The sequence below is a fragment of the Lentzea flaviverrucosa genome (assembly GCF_003350445.1).
GTDB lineage: Bacteria > Actinomycetota > Actinomycetes > Mycobacteriales > Pseudonocardiaceae > Lentzea > Lentzea californiensis.
In genome coordinates, this window is record NZ_QQAU01000021.1 from 78,234 (window position 1) to 101,284 (window position 23,051).

General features: G+C 67.7%; 26 protein-coding genes. 10 read left to right on the plus strand and 16 right to left on the minus strand.

The window, feature by feature from the left end; translation table 11 throughout:
* Positions 1-45: 45 nt before the first annotated feature.
* Together add and cutA are read left to right on the plus strand one after the other, a co-directional pair.
* Entirely contained in the window at positions 46-1,047 is a 1,002-nt protein-coding gene (add, locus tag DFR72_RS42505; RefSeq protein WP_245983927.1) for an adenosine deaminase, read from the plus strand.
* Positions 1,044-1,358: a divalent-cation tolerance protein CutA gene (gene cutA / locus DFR72_RS42510; protein WP_245983929.1), complete on the plus strand. Its 315-nt coding sequence runs from the start codon at positions 1,044-1,046 to the stop codon at positions 1,356-1,358. The genes add and cutA overlap by 4 nt, the downstream gene beginning before the upstream one ends.
* Here cutA and DFR72_RS42515 read toward each other — a convergent pair.
* On the minus strand, positions 1,341-3,365 hold the full coding sequence (locus DFR72_RS42515) for a helicase domain-containing protein (RefSeq protein ID WP_281273468.1): 2,025 nt from the start codon (positions 3,363-3,365) through the stop codon (positions 1,341-1,343). The two genes, cutA and DFR72_RS42515, sit on opposite strands and share 18 nt — an antisense overlap.
* Positions 3,366-3,654: 289 nt before the next feature.
* On the opposite strand from DFR72_RS42515, the gene DFR72_RS42520 reads away from it, so the two are divergent.
* The 3 genes from DFR72_RS42520 to lspA all read left to right on the plus strand — a co-directional run bounded on the left by DFR72_RS42520 (position 3,655) and on the right by lspA (position 5,820).
* On the plus strand, positions 3,655-4,953 hold the full coding sequence (locus DFR72_RS42520) for a 6-phospho-beta-glucosidase (protein WP_090073320.1): 1,299 nt from the start codon (positions 3,655-3,657) through the stop codon (positions 4,951-4,953).
* 107 nt (positions 4,954-5,060) lie between these two features.
* On the plus strand, positions 5,061-5,285 hold the full coding sequence (locus tag DFR72_RS42525; protein WP_090073318.1) for a hypothetical protein: 225 nt from the start codon (positions 5,061-5,063) through the stop codon (positions 5,283-5,285).
* 49 nt (positions 5,286-5,334) lie between these two features.
* Positions 5,335-5,820 (plus strand): signal peptidase II, encoded by a 486-nt coding sequence (lspA, locus tag DFR72_RS42530; protein ID WP_090073316.1) that lies wholly within the window; start codon positions 5,335-5,337, stop codon positions 5,818-5,820.
* On the opposite strand, the gene DFR72_RS42535 is transcribed toward lspA, so the two are convergent.
* Together DFR72_RS42535 and DFR72_RS42540 are read right to left on the minus strand one after the other, a co-directional pair.
* Positions 5,792-6,421 (minus strand): endonuclease V, encoded by a 630-nt coding sequence (locus DFR72_RS42535; RefSeq protein ID WP_090073493.1) that lies wholly within the window; start codon positions 6,419-6,421, stop codon positions 5,792-5,794. The two genes, lspA and DFR72_RS42535, sit on opposite strands and share 29 nt — an antisense overlap.
* A gap of 13 nt (positions 6,422-6,434) precedes the next feature.
* Positions 6,435-7,400, minus strand: a complete 966-nt coding sequence (locus tag DFR72_RS42540) for a DUF3500 domain-containing protein (RefSeq protein ID WP_090073314.1) — start codon at positions 7,398-7,400, stop codon at positions 6,435-6,437.
* Between the two features lie 112 nt (positions 7,401-7,512).
* On the opposite strand from DFR72_RS42540, the gene DFR72_RS42545 reads away from it, so the two are divergent.
* Positions 7,513-7,860: an ArsR/SmtB family transcription factor gene (locus tag DFR72_RS42545; protein ID WP_090073312.1), complete on the plus strand. Its 348-nt coding sequence runs from the start codon at positions 7,513-7,515 to the stop codon at positions 7,858-7,860.
* Positions 7,853-8,389 carry an SRPBCC domain-containing protein gene (locus DFR72_RS42550; RefSeq protein ID WP_090073310.1) on the plus strand — a complete coding sequence of 179 codons (537 nt, stop codon included), beginning with the start codon at positions 7,853-7,855 and terminating at the stop codon, positions 8,387-8,389. Before DFR72_RS42545 ends, DFR72_RS42550 begins: the two co-directional genes overlap by 8 nt.
* 101 nt (positions 8,390-8,490) lie before the next feature.
* Here the strand turns inward: DFR72_RS42550 and DFR72_RS42555 are convergent, their stop codons facing one another.
* The 4 genes from DFR72_RS42555 to DFR72_RS46585 form a co-directional block, all read right to left on the minus strand.
* On the minus strand, positions 8,491-9,432 hold the full coding sequence (locus DFR72_RS42555) for an MBL fold metallo-hydrolase (RefSeq protein WP_245983931.1): 942 nt from the start codon (positions 9,430-9,432) through the stop codon (positions 8,491-8,493).
* Between the two features lie 39 nt (positions 9,433-9,471).
* Complete coding sequence (locus DFR72_RS42560; protein WP_090073307.1) at positions 9,472-9,900, minus strand: CBS domain-containing protein; 429 nt, start codon at positions 9,898-9,900, stop codon at positions 9,472-9,474.
* A 144-nt stretch (positions 9,901-10,044) separates the two neighbouring features.
* Positions 10,045-10,212: a hypothetical protein gene (locus DFR72_RS46090; protein WP_170176661.1), complete on the minus strand. Its 168-nt coding sequence runs from the start codon at positions 10,210-10,212 to the stop codon at positions 10,045-10,047.
* Between the two features lie 210 nt (positions 10,213-10,422).
* Positions 10,423-11,382, minus strand: a complete 960-nt coding sequence (locus DFR72_RS46585; protein WP_090073305.1) for a DUF6923 family protein — start codon at positions 11,380-11,382, stop codon at positions 10,423-10,425.
* A gap of 324 nt (positions 11,383-11,706) precedes the next feature.
* Here DFR72_RS46585 and DFR72_RS42570 point away from each other — a divergent pair, with 324 nt between their 5' ends.
* Positions 11,707-12,465: a bestrophin-like domain gene (locus DFR72_RS42570; protein ID WP_090073302.1), complete on the plus strand. Its 759-nt coding sequence runs from the start codon at positions 11,707-11,709 to the stop codon at positions 12,463-12,465.
* Here the strand turns inward: DFR72_RS42570 and DFR72_RS42575 are convergent.
* The 4 genes from DFR72_RS42575 to DFR72_RS42590 all read right to left on the minus strand — a co-directional run bounded on the left by DFR72_RS42575 (position 12,462) and on the right by DFR72_RS42590 (position 17,245).
* Positions 12,462-13,118: an EcsC family protein gene (locus DFR72_RS42575; RefSeq protein ID WP_090073300.1), complete on the minus strand. Its 657-nt coding sequence runs from the start codon at positions 13,116-13,118 to the stop codon at positions 12,462-12,464. The genes DFR72_RS42570 and DFR72_RS42575 overlap by 4 nt on opposite strands.
* A 10-nt stretch (positions 13,119-13,128) precedes the next feature.
* On the minus strand, positions 13,129-15,645 hold the full coding sequence (locus tag DFR72_RS42580) for a PEP/pyruvate-binding domain-containing protein (protein WP_090073297.1): 2,517 nt from the start codon (positions 15,643-15,645) through the stop codon (positions 13,129-13,131).
* Between the two features lie 83 nt (positions 15,646-15,728).
* Positions 15,729-16,631, minus strand: coding sequence for an ADP-ribosylglycohydrolase family protein (locus DFR72_RS42585; protein WP_090073488.1), 903 nt, complete (start codon positions 16,629-16,631; stop codon positions 15,729-15,731).
* A gap of 62 nt (positions 16,632-16,693) precedes the next feature.
* Positions 16,694-17,245 carry a hypothetical protein gene (locus DFR72_RS42590; protein ID WP_090073295.1) on the minus strand — a complete coding sequence of 184 codons (552 nt, stop codon included), beginning with the start codon at positions 17,243-17,245 and terminating at the stop codon, positions 16,694-16,696.
* Positions 17,246-17,343: 98 nt separating this feature from the next.
* Between DFR72_RS42590 and DFR72_RS42595 the strand changes: the two genes are divergently transcribed.
* Positions 17,344-17,865, plus strand: coding sequence for an HNH endonuclease (locus DFR72_RS42595; protein ID WP_090073293.1), 522 nt, complete (start codon positions 17,344-17,346; stop codon positions 17,863-17,865).
* Positions 17,866-17,893: 28 nt separating this feature from the next.
* On the opposite strand, the gene DFR72_RS42600 is transcribed toward DFR72_RS42595, so the two are convergent.
* From DFR72_RS42600 to DFR72_RS42610, 3 genes are all read right to left on the minus strand, one after another.
* Positions 17,894-20,719: a vitamin B12-dependent ribonucleotide reductase gene (locus DFR72_RS42600; RefSeq protein ID WP_090073291.1), complete on the minus strand. Its 2,826-nt coding sequence runs from the start codon at positions 20,717-20,719 to the stop codon at positions 17,894-17,896.
* A 65-nt stretch (positions 20,720-20,784) separates the two neighbouring features.
* Positions 20,785-21,255, minus strand: coding sequence for a transcriptional regulator NrdR (nrdR, locus tag DFR72_RS42605; RefSeq protein ID WP_030474703.1), 471 nt, complete (start codon positions 21,253-21,255; stop codon positions 20,785-20,787).
* A 259-nt stretch (positions 21,256-21,514) separates the two neighbouring features.
* The gene (locus DFR72_RS42610; protein WP_090073289.1) at positions 21,515-21,799 is read right to left on the minus strand and encodes a hypothetical protein; all 285 of its coding nucleotides are present in this window, start codon (positions 21,797-21,799) and stop codon (positions 21,515-21,517) included.
* Between the two features lie 222 nt (positions 21,800-22,021).
* Here DFR72_RS42610 and lexA point away from each other — a divergent pair, with 222 nt between their 5' ends.
* On the plus strand, positions 22,022-22,699 hold the full coding sequence (gene lexA / locus DFR72_RS42615) for a transcriptional repressor LexA (RefSeq protein ID WP_211335766.1): 678 nt from the start codon (positions 22,022-22,024) through the stop codon (positions 22,697-22,699).
* 30 nt (positions 22,700-22,729) lie between these two features.
* Here lexA and DFR72_RS47640 read toward each other — a convergent pair whose 3' ends face one another.
* A complete protein-coding gene (locus DFR72_RS47640; RefSeq protein ID WP_256240704.1) occupies positions 22,730-22,858 on the minus strand; it encodes a hypothetical protein in 129 nt (42 codons plus the stop codon).
* A 6-nt stretch (positions 22,859-22,864) separates the two neighbouring features.
* Positions 22,865-23,008, minus strand: coding sequence for a hypothetical protein (locus DFR72_RS46100; RefSeq protein ID WP_170176662.1), 144 nt, complete (start codon positions 23,006-23,008; stop codon positions 22,865-22,867).
* Positions 23,009-23,051: the final 43 nt, after the last annotated feature.

A 23,051-nucleotide genomic window follows, 5' to 3' on the forward strand; every position in this document is an offset into this window, starting at 1 on the left:
AGACATGTCACCCGTCGAACGGCCCTTGACCTGAGAGCATGGACCGTGCACATTTCCGACTTCGTCCACGCGTTGCCGAAGGCCGAACTGCACGTCCACCTCGTGGGCGCGGCTTCCGTCGACACCGTTCTCGCGCTCGCGCGCAACCACCCGGGCGGGCGGGTGCCGGCCGACGAGGCCGCTTTGCGCAAGTTCTACGAGTTCAGGGACTTCCGCCACTTCATCACGGTGTACGGCATCGTCAACGACCTCGTGACCACCGGCGAGGACGTTCGCACGCTCGTCGTCGGATACGCGCGTGACGCCGCACGGACCAATGTCCGGTACGCAGAGTTGACGATCAGCGCGACCAGCCACCTTCGAGCGGGTATCGGGCCCGACGAACTCGTCGAGGCGTTGAAGGCAGGCCGCGACGAGGCGCTCGCCGTGCACGGCGTGACGTTGCAGTGGATCTTCGACGTTCCCGGCACCTGGGACCGCGACTGGGGCATGACGAGTGCGCGGTTCGCGACCGAGTACCGGCCCGAGGGGCTGGTCGGGTTCGGCTTGGGTGGATTCGAGTCGGACTCGCCGAGGACGAAGTTCCGCGAGGCGTTCGCGATGGCACGCGACGCCGGGCTGCACATGGTGCCGCATGCCGGTGAGACGACGCAGCCCAGTGAGATCTGGGCGGCGCTGCGCGATCTGCGTGCCGAACGGATCGGGCACGGCGTCAGCGCTGTGCAGGACCCTGACCTGGTGCGGCATCTCGCCGACGAGGGCGTCGTGGTGGAGGTGTGCCCGACGTCGAACATCCGCACGGGTGCCGTGATGTCGCTGGACGAGCATCCCTTGCCACGGCTGGTGGAGGCCGGCGTGCCGGTGACGATCAGCACCGACGACCCCGGCATGTTCCACACCGATCTCGACCGCGAGTACCTGCTGTGCCACGAGCGGTTCGGGTTCGGCCGCGACGAGCTCGCCGGCTTCGCACGGGAAGCCGTGCGGGCGTCGTACGCGCCCGCCGAACTGAAGGACCAGCTGCTGAAGGAGATCGACGCCCTGTGAGTGGTGCGAGTGTGGTGACGACGACGGTCGGCTCCGCCGAGGCTGCCGAGATCCTGGCGAGAGGCATCGTCGAGGCGCGACTTGGCGCGTGCGTGCAGATCATGCCGATCCGCAGCGTCTACCGGTGGGACGGCGAGGTGCGCGTCGACGACGAGTGGCAGTGCGTCGTGAAGACGTCTGCCATCCGCGCCGACCAACTCGTCGCGCACATCAAGGCGAACCACGACTACGACGTGCCGGAGGTCGTCGTCACCCCCGTGATCGGGGGTAACGACGACTACCTCACGTGGGTCTCAGAGGAGACCTCGTAGGTGACGTGGCAACGGTTCGGTGTGCAGGACGCCGAGCCGTTGCGTCGCCCTCGTCAGCGCCACGTACAGCTCGCTGGGTGACATGCGTTGCGGTTCGACGACGAGGACGACGTCGAACTCCAGGCCCTTCGCCGCTTTCGGCGGCATCCAGCCGTCGCCGATGACGGCGATCGTCCGTTCGTTGCACGCGTCAGCGTGCGCGTCGAGTTCGTCGCGAACCGCCGCCGATATATCAGTGACGTGGCAAGCCCACGGACGTACTCCGGCCTTGCGCACCGACACCGGCGCCGACGCGTCGGGGTCGACGAGCTTCAGGACCGGGGTGGCGACGGCCATGATCTCGCCGGGGGTGCGGTAGTTGACCTCCAGCCTGCGGTAGGTGAACCGGTCGAACACCGATCCCCAGCTCCGGACGCCGCCCGCCGCCTGGCGCTGGGCCAGGTCGCCGACGACGGTCATGGACCTGTTCGGGCAGCGACGCAGGAGCACGCGCCAGTCCATTGCGGACAGTTCCTGCGCCTCGTCCACGACGACGTGACCATAGGTCCACGTGCGGTCGCCGGCGGCTCGTTCGGCGAGAGTGCGCTGGTCGCGGGTCTCATGCCGGGCGGCCAGCACCTCTGCGTCGACGAAGTCCGTGACGATGTACTCGTCGGAGTCCGCGCGCCTGTCGATCGACAGGACGTCCATGACGCCGCGCGCGTATTCGAGCTGCTCCTCCTCTTCTCGCTTCGCCGCGCGCTCCGCGGCTCCGTCGGACCCGAGCAGGTCGGCGAGCTCGTCCAGCAACGGCACGTCGGACACCGTCCACGCTCCGGGATCTGGCCGGTGCAGTTCCGGTGCGCCGATCCGGAGACAGCGGTCGTCGTACAGGTCGGCGAGCAACTGCTCCGGTGTGAGCAGCGGCCACAGCCTGTCGACGGCGTCGCGCAATGCGGCGCTGCGCCGGAGTTCGTGGCGGACGTCCTCCTCTATCTCCGGCCAGTCGACGCCGATCAGCCGCATCGCCGGCGCGACGAGTTCCTCGGCGAGCGCGAGGAAGAAGTACTTGCGCGCGGCGTTGTGCGGCAGTCCGTAGTAGCGCGTCTTCTCCCGCGCGACGGCGGCAACGTGCGCGTCGAGCGGGACGACGACGTCCTCCAGCTCGATCTCGATGGGCTCGTCGGGAAGTTCCTGCCGGTCGGCGACGGCGACGGCCAGCAGGTCCAAGACTGATATGTCGCCCTTCAGCCGTTGCAACGCCGGAGTGTCCTCGACGTCGGTGACGATGCCGGGATACAGCTCGCCGGGGGTCGCGAACACGACGTCGGTCTCCCCCAGCGACGGCAGGACGTCGCCGACGTAGTGGAGGAAGCCGGTGTTCGGGCCGACGATCAACACTCCATGGCGCGACAGGCGTTCACGACGCGTATACAGCAGATATGCCACGCGATGCAGGGCCACGGCGGTCTTGCCCGTGCCTGGACCACCTTCGATCACCAGCACGCTGGGGCCCGAGTAGCGGATGATCTCGTCCTGCTCGGCCTGGATGGTCGAGACGATGTCACGCATCGTCGCGGTCCGCGGCGCGTTGAGGGCGTCGAGCAGTGCGGCCGTGTCGGTCAGCAGTTCGTCGTCGTGGAAGTCGCACAGCTCCCGGTCACGAACCCGGAAGTGCCGCCGCAGCACGACACCCTCCGGGTTCGCGGCGGTCGCCGTGTAGAACGGACGCGCCGCGGGCGCGCGCCAGTCCAGCAGCAGTGGTTCGAAGTCGTCGTCGAACAGCCCGACTCGTCCGATGTAGGTGCAGTCGCCGTTCTCCGAGTCGATGCGGCCGAAGCACAGACCCACCTCGGCCGCGCGGTACTTCCCCAGTTCCCTGGTGAGCACCTCGACGGAGGCCTCCCGGTCCAGTCGCGGGGTGACGGTGTCCCGCAGTGCAGCCGCAAGACCGGCGGCCGCTTTGTTCCGTTCTTCGTCGAGCCTTTCATACAGAGAGGTGATCCGTGCCTGTTCGCTCGCCAACACCTTGCCCCCTGTGATACAATCCTTTTATCTTCTCGGAAAATTCATTCCGAAAATCCAAAGCCATTCTTTTTATCACACTTCAGTCGCGCGCGGCACCCTTTGCGGGAGCCCGCGATGAACGTGATCGCCCTGGTCAGCGGCCTCGCAGAGCGTTCGCAGGCTTCGCCTCATACCAGCAGCGGTTCGACTGCCGAACGTCCGGCAATTCGCAGTAGACCGCACCTGGAAATGTAGGATTCAGCGAAGCGGCCGCCACCGCGGAAGAGGCCTGAATGGATGTGGTGAAGGCATGAAGCTGGTCATCCTGGGTGGGGGCGGCTTCCGCGTGCCACTCGTCTATCGCGCGTTGCTCGCCGATCGCTCGCCTGGTCGCGTGACCGAGGTCGTGCTGCACGATCTCGACGCTGCCCGGCTGTCCGCGATCGGAGGCGTTCTCGCCGAACTCGCGACCGACATAGCGGATGCACCGGCCGTGACGGCGTCGACCGACCTCGACGAGGCGTTGCGCGGGGCGGACTTCGTGTTCTCCGCGATCCGCGTCGGCGGGCTAGACGGACGCGCGGCCGACGAGAGCGTCGCGGCGGGCTGCGGTGTGCTCGGGCAGGAGACCGTTGGCGCCGGCGGCGTTGCATACGGTCTGCGTACCGTGCCCGTCGCACTCGACATCGCGCGTCGTATATCAGTGCACGCTCCGGACGCATGGGTCATCAACTTCACGAATCCCGCCGGCATGGTCACCGAGGCGATGGCGGCACACCTCGGCAGTCGCGTCATCGGCATCTGCGACTCTCCTGTCGGCCTCGGCAAACGGGTCGTGCGGGCGGTCGGCGCCGATCTCGCAGACGCGTGGCTCGACTACGCCGGCCTCAACCACCTCGGCTGGCTGCGGGGTGTCCACGTGCACGGGCGGGACGTGTTGCCAGACCTGCTCGCGGACACCGAGCGGCTCGAGTCGTTCGAGGAGGGCAAGCTCTTCGGCTCGGAGTGGCTGCGGACGTTGGGTGCTATTCCGAACGAGTATCTGCACTACTACTACTTCACGCGTGAGGCCGTGGCGTCCGGCGCGTCACGCGGGGCGTTCCTCCTGGAACAGCAGAAGCAGTTCTACGCGGCTCCTTCGTGGGGGAGCTGGGAGCGGACCCGTCTCGAACGCGAGCAGACGTACATGGCCGAGACCCGCGAGGACGAACGCGATAGCGACGACCTCGACGGCGGAGGCTACGAGCGAGTCGCCTTGGACCTGATGCACGCCATCGCGTCCGACAACCGAGCCACCTTGATCCTCAACGTGCCCAACAAGACGACGCTGGCGTGTCTGGACGCGGACGCGATCATCGAGGTGCCGAGCCTTGTCGATGCGAACGGCGCACGGCCCGTCTCGGTCAGCCAAGTGCCGGACGAGGGCGTCGGACTCGTCACCGCACTCAAAGTCGTCGAACGCGCCACCATCAAAGCCGCCATCAGTGGTGAGCGCGCACATGCGGTGAAAGCGTTGGCGCTGCATCCGCTCGTTGACTCCGTGAACATCGCCCGCAAGATCGTCGACGCGCATCCGCTCCTGTCCGGAGTTTTCCGCGCTACGTTCTGAGGTCGGGGAAACACAGCTGTTGCGACAAGCTCAACGACGACGTCTGGTACCCGTTCCCGCATGCTGCGGTCGGCTGGACGCGCCGGCGTTCCTGGGTCGAGCGCATCGTGGCGCACGAAGTCGCGAGCGAGCGCGGCATCTTCCAGCTCATGTCGACTCGGGCGGATGGCGACGAGCACACGTTCTATGGCCGCTTCCACACCTGCTCGCAACGCACGGACGGACGGTGGCGCATCTGCGTCGACTACGACACGGGCGAGCGATCGGCGACGCTGGACGAGGAGTTTCACGCGGCGATCGACGTTCACGACGTCGACGCGTTCAAGGAGTGACGAGGGTCTGATGCCGAGTGGTGGCGTTCTTAACTACGCTCGACCGCAAATGGACACCACCACCTCTCGCCGCGTGCCGCTCGTCATGGGCATCGCCGTGCTCGTGCTGCTGCTGGACCAGGCCACCAAGTTCTGGGCCGAGAGCGCGCTGACCGGCCGCGCGCCCATTCCCGTGCTCGGGGAGTTCCTGCAGCTCAGGCTCCTCTACAACCCCGGCGCCGCGTTCTCGATCGGCGCGGGGTCGACGTGGATCTTCACCATCGTCGCGGCCGTCGCCGTCGTGATGCTCGCGCGGTACGGCATGCAGCCGCAGACGAGGCTGCGGGCGGCCGCGCTCGCGTTGATGCTGGGCGGCGCGACGACGCACCTGCTCGACCGGCTGTTCCGGCCGCCGGGCTTCGCGCGCGGGCACGTCGTCGACTTCCTCGACTACAACGGCTGGTTCGTCGGCAACGTCGCGGACATCGCGCTGGTCTGCGGTGCGATCCTGCTCGTGCTGCTGAGCTTCACCCCGACGAAGCAACCTGCCGAGTGAGCGTGTCGGCGCGGCGGGTCGTCTCGGGCAGCCGGTAGCGCGGGGCCAGCCGCAGCACTTCGGCGCACGCCCGGTCCAGGTCGATCTTGTGGCCGACCGACACGAAGACGGGCTTCACGCCGTCCTGCGTGCGCAAGGCCCTGCCGACGACCTCGTCGCCGTCGTCACCGCCCATGACGAGGTCGTTCATCGAGCCGCGGGCGTGGCCTGGCTGCTCGAACGCGCCCATCGGGTTCTTCGCGACACCGATGCTCGGGATGCCCGTGTGCACACCGAGGTGGCACGCCAGGCCGAACCTGCGCGGGTGCGCGAGGCCCTGACCGTCCGCGACCAACAGGTCGGGTGCGACGGTCACCTGATCGAGGGCCCGCAGCAGGACCGGCATCTCGCGGAACGCGAACAGCCCGGCGATGTACGGGAAGTCCGTCGTGCCCTCGACGACGACCTCGTCGAGGATGGCCAGCGTCTTTGCATCGAACACCACGCAAACGCCCGCAACCGAGTCATTGCCACGGTAGCCGACGTCCAGGCCTGCGACGGTGTCTATCCGCAGGTCAGGGGCGCTTGTGGTGATCACCTGGGTCCGCAGGCGTTCTTGCATCGCGACGGCGTCGTCAACCGTTCTGGGCCACTCCACGGACGACAGTGTGCCGTGACGCGTCGTAGTGGGCGGCGAGGAGGTCGTCGCCGAAGTCACCTGAATGGCGACGCCAGACCGTGTGGACGTGATTGGCCTCGTTGGCCGTGTTGTCGTACTCGATGAGCAGGTTCGGGCCCTGTACTCGGTAGTAGTGGCCTTCGCCTCGGCGCAGGGAGCCTTCCCACGAGAAGTGCAGGCGCTCCGGGTCGATCTGGGCGAACTCCTCGTCGGCCAGTTCGTAGGAGAGCCGGTCGAGGTAGAAGCGGACGATGTCGACTAGCAGCTCCACTGCTGGTTTGCCGAGTTGGGCCGGCGTCACGCCGATCGGTTCGGACGGGCTGATTCGCGGCGAGTTGCCGCTGCGGATGTCGTGCGGAGCGGTGTCCGCGACGACGGCCAGGCGGCGGGCGGTCGGGCCCATGCGGTCCAGGAGTTCGCGGGCGAGCTCCTCTTCCAGTCGCAGTGGCTGGCTCACGACGCGGCCGCGGTAGGTGACGCGCGCCGGGTTCGCGCCCAGGAAGAACGGTGTCGCCGAGACGCGGCCGTCGGCGATGACGACGTTCACCGACAGGTGGTGTCCCTCGACTCGCCAACCCCACGGGTCGTCGCCGCCGGGCGTTCCGAACAGCACCGTCCAGAAGTCGCCGCTGTGCCGATCGCGGTGTCCGCCTTCGCGGTGGTCGAGCACGTCTTCCAATGCCATCACCGCTGCGGCCTGCGCATACGCGTGCGGGCTGAGCACGGTCGCGAGCATGCCGTGCACCGCCTTGCGCTGGTCCCGCTGAAGCTCACCTAGCGCGAGTCCGGGGCGTGTACCGGGTGTATACGCCCAGCGGTGCCTCAGGTCGTCGTCGGTGACCGCGCGGATCGCGTGTTCGCGCTGGTCAGCGGCGAGCAAACTGATATATCGGTGCGTGGCGTCTGCGACGTCGTGCAGCATGGTTCGAACTTATAGGCCTTGATGTCGCGGAGCAGCGGCTAGCGGGTTCGCGCCTGAGCCCTGGAGAGTCAGGCTCGACACCTCGACTCATAGGTGTTAAAAGCCTTACGTAATGAAGTTGCCACATGATGATGACGTCGTCTGGCGTGCCCTCGCGAATCCCCTGAGGCGCGCGATTCTCGACGTCCTGCGCACCGGACCGCGCACCACGGGCGAACTGGTCAAGGCGCTGGAGGCCAGTCGGCACGTCGTCATGCAGCACCTCGGCGTGCTCCGCGAGGCCGATCTGGTGCTCGTGGAGCCGCGGGGACGGAAGCGGGTCAACCACCTGAATCCCGTGCCCATCCAGCAGATCCACCAGCGGTGGGTCGCGCACTACGAGGAGAACTGGGCAGCGGCGCTGGTCGGCTTGAAGCTCACGGTCGAGAGCGCCGGACAGGAGGACGAGGACGTTGGCTGAACCTGGCACCGAGCTGTTGCACAGCATCGTGATCGCCGCGCCCATCGAGAAGGTCTGGGCGGAGATCACCAAACTCGACGGCAAGCAGCGCGCGATGATGGACGCGGTGCTCGACTCCGCGCTCGAACCGGGCGCGCCGCTGTACTACCGGTCCACCGATGGCAAGCGGGTCTTCGTCGTCGGCCGCGTCATCGAGGTCGACCCGCCCAGGCTGCTTTCCCACACCCAGCGGCTCACCATGCGCGACGATCCGTGGACCGTCGTCTCGTGGGAACTCGAAGAGGTCGACGGCGGCACGCGCGTGACGCTGCGCAACTCCGGTTGGCCCGAGGGCGTCAAGCGGCTCGACAAGGTCGACATGACCTGGAAGGGCATCCTCGCCGCGCTCAAGCAGGTCGTGGAGTCCGGTGATGTCGGCGCCGCGCTGAGGTTCCAGTACGCGATCATGCACGCCTTCATGTGGGCGATGCCGGCAGGCACCAAGACCGAGAACGTCCCTGAACCTCCCGGCATCGACCGGGCCGTCTGAACGTGAAACCTGGTTTGGCAATGACTCTGTTGACGTCGACGTCAACAGAGTCTTTGCCAAACAGCAGGTCAGAGCTGCGCGAGAAGTGCCATTGGGTGGCGTCAGGCGTGGCAGGCGATGGGGCCGCCGTGGAGTTCCATCATGTCCATCCAGACGCGAGGCAGTTCGAGGCGCTCGGAGAGCGGCTTGCCGTCCAGCTCGTGGTAGGCGCGGTGGAGGTTGCCGACCAGGCGTTCGGACTCCTGCCACGACGAGAAGCGCGACTCCCCCGCCTCCAGGACGACTTCCATCGGGGTCTTGCCGGCGGCGTGGCCGGACTTGGCGAGGTCCGAGAGGTAGGTCGTGTAGGCGACCAGGTCGTCGAGAACGCGAGCGATTTCGGGGCCTCGCAGTAGCGGACCGTGACCGGGGACGATCACGTCGGCGTTGAACGCGCGCAGGAATTCGAGTGCTGACAGGTAGCCGTGGATGCTGCCCTCGGCGAGGAACGGCTGGCCGCCTGCGAAGACCAGGTCGCCGGTGAACAGGACGCGCTCGGCCGGGAGCCACGCGACGGTGTCGCCTCGGGTGTGCGCTGGGCCGGGGTGGTGCAGTTCGACCACGCGCGTGCCCAGGTGCAGCGTCAGGGTTGTGCTGTAGGTGAGCGACGGCGGGCGGACCTCGATGTGACCGTAGTCCGGGCCGGTCAGGACCTGCGCGGCGATCAGGCCGGCGGCGAGCACCTCTTCGCGGCATGCCTCGTGGCCGATGATCACGGTCGAGGGCGGTACGAGCCAGTTGCCGAAGGTGTGGTCGCCGTGGTGGTGGGTGTTGATCACGTAGCTGGGCGCGGCGGCGGACACCGACGCCACCGAGGCGAGCAACGCGCGGTTGCGTGCCTCGGTGGACGTGGTGTCCACGAGCAGCAGCGTGTCGTCCGAGCCGACGACGACACCGGTGTTGTTGATCATCCAGGACCCGTCGGGCTGGATGTAGGCGTGGACCCCTGGTGCGACCTCCACCAGTTCTGGGACGAGTTCGGGCCGGTCAGGCGAAGGTTTCACCCGATCCAGCGTACTGAGGCGTCCCGGGTCCGCCGCCGGTCAGCCTTGGGAGATGTAGGCCTGCAGCTGGTCCTGCGATTGTTCGAGCTGCCCGATCCGGCTCTTCACCACGTCGCCGATGCTGACGATCCCGACGAGTCGCCCGTCGGACAGCACGGGTACGTGGCGGAAGCGCCGCTCGGTCATCACGACCGTGAGGCTGTCCACCGTGTCCGACGGCGAACAGGTGAAGACGTCGGCGGTCATGATCGCCGACACGGGAGAAGACAGCAGTTCGATGCCGACCTCGTGCAGCCGGCGCACCACGTCGCGCTCCGACACGATCCCCGCCACGCCGGAAGAACCGACGACGACGATCGCGCCGATGTTGTGTTCGGCGAGCGCTCTGAGCAGTTCGGACACCGGGACGTCCGGGTCGATTGTCGCGACCGCCGATCCTTTGGTACGCAAAACGTCAGCGATCCTCACCTGGCGCCTCCGATCCTGTCGGTCCGGTAGCAACTCAGGCTAGATCGGATCCGGACAGAACGGGAGATCAAGCCCACGAAGGGAGCAGGGGACGTAGCCGTTCGGCCACGTCCCCTGCCGGTGTCGCGCCTGGTTCGGCGTCGGCTACGCGGATCCTCCGCGGCGACGGGTCGCGAACTGGCGCGGATGGACCAGCGGCACACGCTGCTGCGGCAACTGGAAGTGCGTGTTCTGGTCCTGCTTGCCCCGCTTCTGCGCACGTCGCGCAGCACGGTTGCCCGGCTCGGGCTGGGGTTGGGTGGTGTCAGGCATGCGAAAGCCTCCTCGCGAAGAGGGCGTGCAAAGGGCACGGCGAAAAGACGGCCGTGAGAGATGGACCCGCGCATGGGTCACCGGAGACGCGCGCGACGACGAGGTCGCGAAGGGGCAGCGTCGAGAGCGCTGCGGGGCTTCATCAGATGAAGAGCATGTCCACAACGCTAGCGGGGCCGCCGCCCCGTGCCAACCGAATTAAGCCGAGTCTTAACCCCGGGCCCTGGCGGCGGCCGCGCCGGCACCGAGCATCACGAGGATGACGGTGACCATCGCCCACTTGCGGGACTTGGTCATCGGCGTGGTCTCCGGGTCGAGCGCGAGTTCCTTGCGCGGCTCGGGTTTCTGACGCGCGGCACGCACCGGCACCGGTTGCTGCGGCGCGACGGGCGGCGGCGTGGCCTCGGTGGGTGCCGGCGGCGGCACGACCGGTGCGGGCGCCGGAGCCGGAGCCGGGACCGGCGCGGGAGGAGCGGGCGGTGACGGGGGCGCCGGTACCTCGGGGCGGGGTGCGGGAGGTTCGACGCGCGGCGGCATCGGGTTCGGCAGGCAGCCCGCCGCGTCGATCATGCCCATCTGCGGGCCGGTCGAGAGTTCCGCGGCCGTGGTGCCCGTGATTCGGTAGACGCGGCTGCGGCCCTTGTAGCCGTTGTTGATGGCGTAGACGGTGCCGGCCGAGTCGATCAGCACGGCGCCGTACGTGGACCTGCCGGGCAGTTCGGCGATCTCCACCTTGGTCAGCACGCGCCCGGTCACCGGGTCGAACGTCACGACCTCGCCCGGCCCCCAGCCCGCGGCCGACACCCCGGTCAGCTTCCCGGTCACCGGGTCGGCGGTGAAGTCGTCGAGCGTCAGGGCGGGCCAGTCCAGCACCACGGAGCGCACGATCTTGAGGTACGACGGGCTGTCCGGGTCGATGTCGATGGCGTGCAACAGGGCGTGGTCGCGCACGTAGAACGTGGTGCCGACGACCCCGCCCGCCGACACGTCGTCGGTGCGGAACCAGTGCGCGTCAACGGGTCCGAGGTCGTTGACCACTCCCCTGGTGTCGATCAGCACGACGTGCGACGGGTTCTTCCACCAGCGGTGGCCCTTGGACGTGAGTCCGACCAGACGGCCCAGCGCCGACGAGTACCCCAGTGCATTCACCGCGTAATCCAGGCGAGCCACTTCTGTCACTCCACCGGATGACGCGTCCACTTTCGTGAACATCGAAAAGTCTCCACGATGGGATGAACGCACTTGATAAGCATCACAGTTCGGTGGTGCGGCTTGAGCAACGGCGCTGGTGAACGGCGCGGAAAGCACCAATAGCGACGAGACCGCGCCCAACGCGAGTGAATCCCGCCGCCACCGGTATGGAGTAACCCAATACGACAACCGGGTATTTGTGCTGTTGCCGCGCATTCCCACCTGACCATTACTCGTTAACCAGACCGTGCTGTACCGGTCACAGTAGACCGTGGTCTAATCCCACACCAGAAAGGAGCCGAATTGAGCATTTACCTCAGCGGCACGCTCTGGGTTCTCGGTGCCGCAGCCATCTCCGCCGTTCTCGTCGTCATCAGCCGCCGGTTCGGCTCGGAGGAAGTGGGCGAGAAGAACCTCGGCGCGGGCGGATCGGTGTTCAGCATCGTCGCCGGTCTTCACGCGGTGCTCGCCGCGTTCATCCTCATCTCCCTGTTCGACTCGGCGAACGGCGCCGAGGAACAGGTGCAGAAGGAGGCCAACGCGCTGGTCGCCGTCGACTGGTCGTCGGACTCGCTGCCGGACCCCGCGAAGTCGAAGGTCGACGAACTGATCCGCGACTACGTGTCGACCGTCGTCGACGACGAGTGGCCTCGTATGCGCGACGGCGAAGAGATCGGCAACCAGGGCTGGACCACGTTGAACCAGCTCAGGGACACGATCTCGACGGCGGCGCCGGACGGCGGCTGGCAGGAGGACCGCAAGGCCGAGGCGGCGAACCAGCTGTGGGAGGTCTACCAGGCCAGGCAGGAACGGCTGGACGCGGCGGACAACGGGGTCAACCCGGTCGTGTGGCTCGCGCTGCTGATCGGCACCGGGCTCTCGCTGCTGTTCCCGTACCTGTTCGGCGGGCCGACCCTGACCTCGCAACTGCTGATCACGATCACGCTGAGCTCGACCCTGGTCCTGCTGCTGTTCGCGATCTACCAGTTGCAGAACCCGTTCAGCGGCGGCGTGCTCATCCCGCCGGACGCGTTCAGTTCCGCGCTGGACCGGCTGAGCTAACGCTGATCGGTCGTTCCGTCCGCTTCCTCGATCTCGACGGACAGCACCTCGCCGTCGATGAACTTCGGCAACACGTCCGTGTGAGTGAAGTAGCGATTCGCGAATGCGCCGACCGCCCTGGTGGACGCGGCGTCGACGCCACCGCCGATGACGCCGCCCAGCAGCGGAACGCCCTTCGCCACGACCGTGCCGAGTTTTTTCGTACCGTATTTTGTGATGAGTGCCGACGCGGCCTTCTTGGTGAACTGCTTGATGCCGACCTTCTTGAACAGTTCGGTTCCGGCATTGCCGAGAAGGCACAGCAGGATCGCCATCTGCACCTCGTCGCTGTCCACGTCGTGGCCGCGCACCGCCGCGATGGACGCGATGAGGTGCGTCTGGATGACGTAGGTGGCCGCGACGTTGGACGGCAGCGAGATCGGTAGCGTGATCAGGCCGCCGAGGTTCGTGATGAAGCCCTGCGCGCCCGCCAGCGCCACGTGCGTGCGGACGAGGTGCTTGATCGCGTCGGTCTCGTCGCCCTTCTTGACGAGCGCGTCGGACGCCGCCTCGCGAGCGCTCTTGAACGGCCCGAAGCCGTCGACGCCGGCGCGCAGCAGGTAGTCGGCGATGCCCTGCTGGGCCTTGTTCAGCTCACCCTTGGACTCAGCCACGAACCCGACATTACGCGTCCGGCCGCCCTTCTGAGACCTCGACGGGCGACTCCAGCGTGATCACCGCGCCCGTGCTGCCGTCCACGGTGATCCGCTCGCCGGTTCTGATCCGCGTCACGGCCTCGCGCACGCCCACGACCGCCGGAATGCCGTACTCCCGCGCCACGACCGCGCCGTGCGAGTTCGCGCCGCCCATCTCCATCACCAGGCCGCCCGCCGTCAGGAACAGAGGCGTCCACCCCGGGTCCGTCGACGGCGCCACGAGGATCTCGCCCGGTTCGAGGTGCGCGCCGACCGGGTCCATGACGACGCGTGCGATGCCGGTGACCGTGCCCGCCGACGCCGGCGTGCCGACGAGGTCGCCCTCCGCAGGGACGCCGTGGTGCACGGCTTCGGGTTCCGTGCCGTCCGACAGCAGCACGCGCGGGATGTGCCTGCGCCGCATCTCCCGGTCGTAGACCTCACGGCGCCCGGCCACGACCGGACGCAGATCTCCTTGCGGGGACCGCATTTCCTCGAAGCTCAGGAAGAACACGTCTTCCACCACGTCCAGCCGCCCGGCCGCGACGAGTTCTGCTCCGATGGCGGCGACGCGCTTCCGCAGCGCACCGAACAACGTGATGATCAGGTACTTCGGGTACTCCCGCAGGCCGGCGAGCACCCTGGTGCGGCGCAAGGCGAAGCGCACGAACCAGCCCCGGCCTCGGGCACGGCGGGCGAGCGTCTCGATCATCGCCTCGGCTTCGGCGGCACCGCGCGCGAAGACCGCGTCGGGATGGCCCTGGTCGCCTTCCAGGCGCAGGAAGTTCTTGATGACGCCTATGACGTGCGCCGGTTCGTCGGACCACCGCGGCAGGCCCAGGTCGATCTCGGCGACGGCGCGGTGGCCCCACCGCGCGAGGAAGCGGTCGAGCGCGGCGGGGCGTTCGCCGTTCTGGAACCGCCGCAGCGCGACGGGATCGTGCCGGATCTCCTGCGCGAGGGCCCACATCGCCATGTCCATCTCGGTGGTGACGTTGTTCGGCAGGCCGCGCAGCACGGTCTGCAACTCCCCCGGCCCGGTCCTCACGACCTTGCCGACCAGGCCGAGCATGGCGAACCCGACCAGCGCGGTGGGCGCGAGACGGGGCAGCACGGGCACGACGCACTGCTGCAGCGCCTGCTCGATCGAGAGGGTCGCGGACTTCTCCAGGATCTGGCGTTCCCACCGCAACGCCTCGCGCACGGCCTTCTCGGGGTTCACCAGCGCCTTCATCGCCGTCACGGGCACGCGGAAGCGGCGGGCCAGCCGGAGAACGCGCTTCAACGCGGGCGTCGGTGACGAGTTCCTGATCGCGAACCTCGGATCGTCGAACAGGCCGCGCAGCACCTCGGAGGAGCGCGCCTCCATCACACCGAGCAGGCGTGTGACGAACTCGCGGCCCACCTTGCTCTGCAACACCTTGGTGACGTCGAAGAAGATGCGCTCGCCGGTCTCCACATAGGACTTGCTCCGCGGATCGCCGATCACGATCTCGAGGGCGGACTTGGAGATCTCCCGGAACGTCGCGCGCCCCATCGGCGTGATCGGTCGTTCGAGCCCCTGTGCGAGGCTGAAGCAGAAGTAGGCGTGCGCGGTGCCGTCCGGGTTGTCCGGCAACGGGAACAGCGTCGTGATCGGCCGCGCCTGGGTGAGGTGCAACTCGCCGTCGTCGTCGATCGCCCACTCGACGTCCTGTGGCGAGCCGTAGTGCCGCTGCACCTTGCGGCCGAGGACGGCGAGCCCGTGGATCTGCCCGTCGGTGAGGCATTGGGCGTCGCCGTCGCCGACCTCGACGTGTTCGGTGCCGCCACCGGGCAGCGAGCGGATGACGAGCTTCTTGTCCCCCAGCCGCTTCTCGACGATCTCGCTGCCGTCGACGACGAAGTGGTCGGGATTGACGGCACCGGACACCACGGCCTCACCGAGACCGGGGCTCGCGTCGATGACGATCTGGTCGCGCGTGCCGGTGACCGGGTTCGCCGTGAACATCACGCCGGACACCGCGGACTGCACCATCCGTTGCACGACAACGGCCAGGTAGGTGCTGGTGTGGTCGATGCCGTTGGTGTCGCGGTAGCTGACCGCGCGGTCCGTCCACAGCGACGCCCAGCACCGGCGCACGGCGTCGACGACCTCGTCCTCGCCGACGACGTTGAGGAACGTGTCCTGCTGGCCCGCGAAGCTGGCGAACGGCAGGTCCTCGGCTGTGGCACTGGACCGCACCGCGACCGGGACCTCGTCGCCGAGCTCGTGGTACTCGGCGACGATCGCGTCCCGGATCTCCTGCGGCACAGCGGTTTCCCGCAACGTCCTGCGGGCGTTCTCCGGAGTGGCTCTCGCCAGTTCGTCGGCCTGCGCGACGGCGCGGTAGGCGTCGGTGGTGACGCAGAAACCCGGCGGTACCGGGAAGCCGGCCCTGGTGAGCTCACCGAGGTTCGCGGCCTTGCCGCCCACCGTGGCGAGCATCGTGCCGTCGATGGACTTGAAGCCGATGGTGAGCGTCATGGTGCACCCCTCCAGGTTCCGCCTGAGGAGGAGGCTACGAGCATTCGGCCAGAAACTCAACACGTGATGAATAAATCACGCGCTCAGGACGACACCTCCCGATCGGAACGCTCGACCCAGTCCGGGAGGGGCTCGCGCTCCCGCCGCCACTCCTCTGGCGGGTTCGCGACGATGCCGCCGACGATCGCGGCCGTCGTGTCGACGTCGCCGCCGGCCCTGACGCACGCCGTGATGGCGGCGCGGTAGTCGTCGAGGTGGTGGGCGGCGACCCAGAGGGTGAACGGCACGGTGTCCTGCGCCGTCACCCGCGACCCGTTGCCGAGGACGTACACGGCCTCTTCGGCGTCACCGATCTTGCGCGCCTTGTCGATCCCCTTGCGCACGAACGAGTCTTCGAGGTGGTCGAGCACCGTTCCGAGCAGATCTCGTGGCGGCGTGCCCGTCAGCCGTGCTCTGGCCGCGACGGCCGCCGCGTGTGCCACCGCGAGGCCTCCCATGACGCCCTCGGGGTGCTGGTGCGTCACCTCGCTGGCCCGGATCGCCTGCGTCGTCACGGTTCGCGGGTCGTCGGCGAAGTACGCGCCCAGCGGTGCGATCCGCATCGCCGCCCCGTTGCCGCACGAACCTTGCCCGTCGAACGCGCTGGAGGCCGCGTCTTTCCACGGCGTGCCCTGGCGGATCTTGCGCAGGATGGTGAAAGCCCCAGCGCCGTAGCCGCGGTAGGGCTCGCACCGTTCGGCGAACGTCGTCGCGAGCCGATTCTGGTCGACGTCGCCGTGGTCACGGAGCTCGGCGACGAGGTTGCAGGCCATTTCGGTGTCGTCGGTCCACTCCCACGGACCCCGTGGCGGCTTGCCGGCCACGAGGTCGGGCAACGAGCGGCCGACCATGAAGAACTGAGCGCCCAGAGCGTCGCCGACGGAGAGCCCGTCGAGCGAGGCGTATGCGAGGTCCAGGCGCGCACGAGTGTGCAGGACTATGCGCATCACCTGCGATTTTACCGGTTTGGCCTACCCCGGGGCACGTGAATTCGGGTCGATCGAGGAGTTCATCGCGACAGCCCGGCAGGTGTGAAGACGAAGCTGTCGCGGAAGCCTCCGTCACCACGCCGCGTCGCCATCAGCCGCATCTCCGGCATGAAGTGGAAGAACACCAGCGCCCCCGAACGGTCCGGGTAGCCGAGCGTCTTCGAGTACTTGGGGTTCGTGCCGCCCAGCCACAACGGCGGCTCGCCGTACTCGGCGATCACGTCGTCGAGCAGGCAGTCCCGCTCCCCCAGCACGCCGGGGATCCGGCTGTCGGCGTCGAGCGACAGCCAGCCCTGCCGGTGCGCGAGGTCCGCGTACACCGAGGCCATGACGTCCTCGCTGCGGTGGCCGAGCGCCTCGTGCACCGCGCCGCTGACCATCGCCGCGTTCGCCGCGCCGCGCTTGACCAGCGCCTCGAGCTCGGTCTGCCACCGGTCCGTGCGGTCGTCGGCGAACGCCAGCGCGTCGAGCAGGGTGAGGATCACCGCCTCACCGCCGTACATGCCGGGGCGCCGGACAGCCGCGTTGAGCTGACCGAGCAGGTACCGGCGCAAGTCGTCGAACGAAGGCATCTCTCCCCCTTGATGCGAGATGTTCTATCAGTTGCGGGTGGGCGAAACGGAATCGCCTTCATGACCGACAGGGGAGGCAACAACTGGGGAAGGACCACATGAGCATCAGCAACCAGCAGATCGTCGCGTACCGGGTCGAGCACGAGGTCGAGCTCGTCATCGACTGGAGCACGGCTCACGAACGGTGCTGGCGCTGCGGTTACAGGTCCTCACTCGAGCAACACCTCGTCGTGCCTGCGTCGATGGGTGGCAGTCGCACCACGGACAACCTCGTGTTGTTGTGCGGGCGGTGCGTCAGCGAGTCGCCGAGCCACCAGGACCCGCAGTACCTGTGGCGGTGGCTGCGCGCGACCTCCGCCTCGTCCTACGACACGTACTGGACGTTGCGCGGGTGGGAGGAGTTCGAGGTCATCTTCGGCCGCAGGCCGCTGGAGTGCTTCGAGGAAGCGGCGGTCAACCACCGGTCGCTGAACGCGGAGTGCCGGGCGCTGGCCGCGGACGAGTTCGCGAAGACCGTCATGCGCTTCGGGGAGGGCCGGCTCAACCCGTCGACGATCGCGTGCGTGATCGCGGAGGTCGAGAAGAAGCTGGCGGACCGCCACGGCATCACGCTGCCATGACGGTCCGCCACCGGTTCAACTACGAGGATCAGCTGCAGCCGGACGTGCTGCCGCAGCCCTCGCACAGGTAGCACGAGCCGGCCGGACGCATCTTCGTGCCGCAGGTCATGCACAGCGGCGCGTCCGCGGCCTTGCCCAGGTGCAGCTCCAGCAGCTCGGTCGAGCTGCCGACGTGCTTCGGCGTCTCCACAGCGGCCTCGACCTGCTTCGGAGCGGCCTCCACGGAGCCGCGCAGACCCTCGAGGTCCACATCGGACGACGCCGGCGCGCCGTACTCGCCGGCCACCTGCGCCGAACGCTCGTCGGCGGTGAAGATGCCGAGCTGCGCGCGCTTGTCGTAGGACAGGTAGTCCAGCGCCAGGCGGCGGAACAGGTAGTCGAGCACCGACGTCGCGATGCGCACGTCCGGGTCGTCGGTCATGCCCGCCGGCTCGAAGCGCAGGTTCTGGAACTTCGAGACGTAGAACTCGAGCGGGATGCCGTACTGCAGGCCCACCGAGATGGACATGGAGAACGCGTCCATCACGCCGGCGAGCGTGGAGCCCTGCTTGCCCAGCTTGACGAAGATCTCGCCCAGGCCGTTGTCCGGGTAGGAACCGGCGTGCAGGTAGCCCTCGGCGCCACCGACCGTGAACGACACCGTCTGCGACGGGCGCTTCTTCGGCAGGCGCTTGCGGACCGGGCGGTACTCGACGACCGTCTCGGTCTTGGCCTCGGCGCCCTTGTTCGCGCCCTTGCCGGCGGACAGCGGCTGGCCGACCTTGCAGTTGTCGCGGTAGATCGCGAGCGCCTTCAGGCCGAGCTTCCAGCCCTGGTAGTAGATCTCCTCGACGTCCTCGACCGTGGCGTTCTCCGGCATGTTGACCGTCTTGGAGATCGCACCGGACAGGAACGGCTGCGTGGCCGCCATCATCCGCACGTGGCCCATGGGCGCGATGGAACGCTCGCCCATCGCGCAGTCGAAGACCTCGTAGTGCTCGCGGCGCAGGCCGGGCGCGTCGACGACGTGGCCGTGCTCGCCGATGAACTCGACGATCGCCTCGATCTGCTCGTCCTGGTAGCCCAGCGACTTCAGGGCGCGCGGCACCGTCTGGTTGACGATCTGCATCGAGCCGCCGCCGACGAGCTTCTTGAACTTGACCAGGGCCAGGTCCGGCTCGATACCGGTGGTGTCGCAGTCCATCATCAGGCCGATGGTGCCGGTGGGGGCCAGCACGGACGCCTGGGCGTTGCGCCAGCCGTTCTTCGCGCCGATCTCCAGCGACTGCTGCCACGCCTCGGTCGCGACCTTGTGCGTGGCGGCGTCGTTTCCGCCGTAGGTGCGGATCAGGTCGTTGGCGGCGGCGTGCTTGCGCATGACGCGCTGGTGGGCCGTGGCGTTGCGCTTGTAGCCGTCGTACGCGCCGACCATGCCCGCGAGCTCGGCGGAACGGCGGTACGAGACACCGGTCATCAGCGAGGTGATGGTCGCGGCGAGTGCGCGGCCGCCCTCGGAGTCGTACGCGTGGCCGGTCGCCATCAGCAGCGCGCCGAGGTTGGCGTAGCCGATGCCGAGCTGGCGGAACTTGCGGGTGGTGTCCGCGATCGGCTCGGTCGGGAAGTCCGCGAAGCAGATCGAGATGTCCATCGCGGTGATGATCAGCTCGACGGCCTTGGCGAACGTGACGGCGTCGAAGCGGCCGTCGTCACCGAGGAACTTCATCAGGTTCAGCGACGCGAGGTTGCAGCTCGAGTTGTCGAGGTGCATGTACTCGGAACACGGGTTGGACGCGGTGATGCGGCCCGACTCGGGGCAGGTGTGCCAGTCGTTGATCGTGTCGTCGTACTGGATGCCGGGGTCGGCGCAGGCCCACGCCGCCTGGGCGAGCTTGCCGAACAGCGACTTGGCGTCGACGCGCTCGATGACCTCACCGGTCTGGCGCGCGCGCAGGCCGAAGTCGTTGCCGCTCTCGTAGGCGTGCATGAACTCGTCCGACACGCGGATCGAGTTGTTCGCGTTCTGGTACTGCACCGACACGATGTCCGCGCCGCCGAGGTCCATGTCGAACCCGGCGTCGCGCAGCGCGCGGATCTTGTTCTCTTCCTTCGCCTTGGTCTCGATGAACTCCTCGACGTCCGGGTGGTCGACGTCGAGGACGACCATCTTGGCCGCGCGGCGGGTGGCGCCACCGGACTTGATGGTGCCCGCGGACGCGTCGGCGCCGCGCATGAACGACACGGGGCCCGAGGCGGTGCCGCCCGAGGACAGCAGCTCCTTCGAGGAACGGATGCGCGAGAGGTTCAGGCCGGCACCGGAGCCGCCCTTGAAGATCAGGCCCTCCTCGCGGTACCAGTTGAGGATCGACTCCATCGTGTCGTCGACCGCGAGGATGAAGCACGCGCTGACCTGCTGCGGCGAGCTCGTGCCGACGTTGAACCACACCGGCGAGTTGAAGCTGAACACCTGGTGCAGGAGCATGTAGGTGAGCTCGTGCTCGAAGATCTCGGCGTCGTGCTCGCCCAGGAAGTAGCCGTGCTCCTTGCCGGCGCCCACGTAGGTCTTCACGACGCGGTCGATCAGCTGGCGCAGCGACTGCTCGCGCTTCTCGCTGCCGACGGCACCGCGGAAGTACTTGCTGGTGACGATGTTCGTGGCGTTCACCGACCAGAACTCGGGGAACTCGACACCGCGCTGCTCGAAGTTCACCGAGCCGTCACGCCAGTTCGTCATGACGACGTCGCGGCGCTCCCACGTGACCTCGTCATAGGGGTGGCGGCCTTCGGTGGTGTAGACGCGCTGGATCTTCAGCGCGGCAGGCTTCGCAGCCGCCCGTGCGGCTGTCTTCTTGGCTGAGCCGCCGACGGTCTCGGTCACGGTGGATCTCCCTCGTACTGGTGCTTAGAAAAGATGATGGTCACGCGCGCTTGGGCGCACGCGGATCACTGCTCGGCCGGTGAGTCCTCGGCGCGGGCAGTGCGAAGATCAAGGATTTCCTTCTCGAAGTCCTCTACCGAGGAGAAGGAGCGATACACGCTCGCGAAGCGCAGATAAGCGACCTCGTCGAGCTCACGCAGGGGGCCGAGAATGGCGAGACCCACCTCGTGACTGGCGATTTCCGCGCATCCCGTCGACCGGATCGACTCTTCCACCCGCTGGGCGAGTTGCTGGAACGCGTCCTCGTCGACCGGGCGGCCCTGACACGCCCTGCGCACGCCGACGACGACCTTGTCGCGGCTGAACGGCTCCGTCACCCCGGAGCGCTTGACCACGGCGAGAACCGCTTCTTCGACCGTGGTGAACCTGCGGCTGCAGCTGTTGCAGGAGCGGCGGCGACGGATCACCTGTCCCTCGTCGACCTCACGGGAGTCGACCACCCGTGAGTCCGAATGACGGCAGAACGGACACCGCACGCCACTTCCCCCTTCTCAGCGCAGCACCCATCGCAGCAGCCGCACTGGTCGGGTTACCCACAACCTGTGGACTACTTACGACGGTGTAACCACTAGATGTAGGGGTAGAACCTAGATCGCTGCGGACGGCAACGCAACTCGACACACCACTCGAACGGGGGAACGTTGCGCCGAACAGCGACGATTACGCAAAAAAGCCCGCCGGTGACGGAGCGTTCACGTCACGGCGGGCACCGAAACACAAGATGTAGGGGCAGGCCTACGGGGTGACCCCCGCCTGCTGTAGGTAGAGCACGCCGAGCGCGACCACCGTGAGCGCACTCAGGACGCCGACCGCGATGAGCTCGAACAGCGACTCGCGCTTCGGCCGGACCTCGCACGAACTCGACTCGCGCGACGAGGGCACCACGAGCGGACGCGGCTTGGTCGCCGGCCTGCGGGGCATGACACGAGGGCCCGAACGGAGTGGACGTCCCGCTGCTACGTCCGCGTCTTCGACAACCCGCATCCGCTTCTCGACGAGCACCGCCATCACGACCTCCATCGCAGGTCAACCACCTTGATCGAACAGGGGTTCGATCGAACGTCCGTGCGAATTTCTACCAGACCCGCCGCCCTGACGCCACAACACGCGCCCAAATACCTCGAACAGGTGTTTGATCTGTGCAGCAAACACGACTACCGTCGACCACGAAGATCGACGGAGGCCGGAATCCCATTCGTACTGGGGGCGGCGAGGAGGACAGCGACCGTGGCAGGCAAGACGATCGAGCCGGACCCAGCTCTTGTGGGCGCAGCGGTGAGTGAGATCGCGGGAAACGCCGGCCTCACTTTGCGCCAGCGCAAAGTGCTCGACGTGATTCGCGATTGGGTCGACCGATTCGGTTACCCGCCGAGCGTGCGTGAAATCGGTGAGGCCGTGGGCCTGACGTCGACCTCGTCGGTCGCGTACCAGCTCCGCGCGCTGGAGCGGAAGGGCTTCCTGCGCCGCGACCCGAACCGCCCGCGTGCGGTGGGAATGCTGCCCAACGAGATCGACGCGGGCCTCGACCCGATGTCCAAGCCGACGCCCGCGTACGTGCCGATGCTCGGCCGGATCGCGGCCGGTGGCCCGATCCTGGCCGAGGAGTCGATCGAGGACGTGTTCCCGCTGCCGCGCGAGATCGTCGGCGAGGGTGAGCTGTTCCTGCTGCGCGTCGTCGGTGACTCGATGATCGACGCCGCGATCACCGACGGCGACTGGGTCGTGATCCGCAAGCAGCCCACCGCCGACCAGGGCGAGATCGTCGCCGCCATGATCGACGGCGAGGCGACCGTGAAGACGTTCAAGCGCAAGGACGGCCACGTGTGGCTGATGCCGCACAACACGGCCTACCAGCCGATCAACGGCGACGAGGCCACCATCCTCGGCAAGGTCGTGACGGTGCTCAGGCGCCTTCCCTGATTTCTCCAACAGCCCGCCGTCCAACTCGAGTCAGCTGGACAGCGGGCTGTTGCACGGGGACGGGAAGGGCTCGTAGGTGTTGTTGGCAGGGTCCTGCGCGTAGGCGGTCCAGCGCCCGTGGTCCCGTGCGGCCAGACGCGCGCCCAATGCGACGGCCATGGCGAGTCAGCCGCCTAGGAAGATCGCGTGCTGCCCGGTGCGCGCACTTTCGTGCAGCGACGCCCCCTGCCACTCGCGGCAGACCAGGTCCACCACGCGCGCGAGTGCCGACGCACTCCCGTTGCGCAGCGCGGGCGGCGAAGTGATCATCAGCAACAGGCCGATCCCGTCGCGCCTGCACGTGGCCTTGACC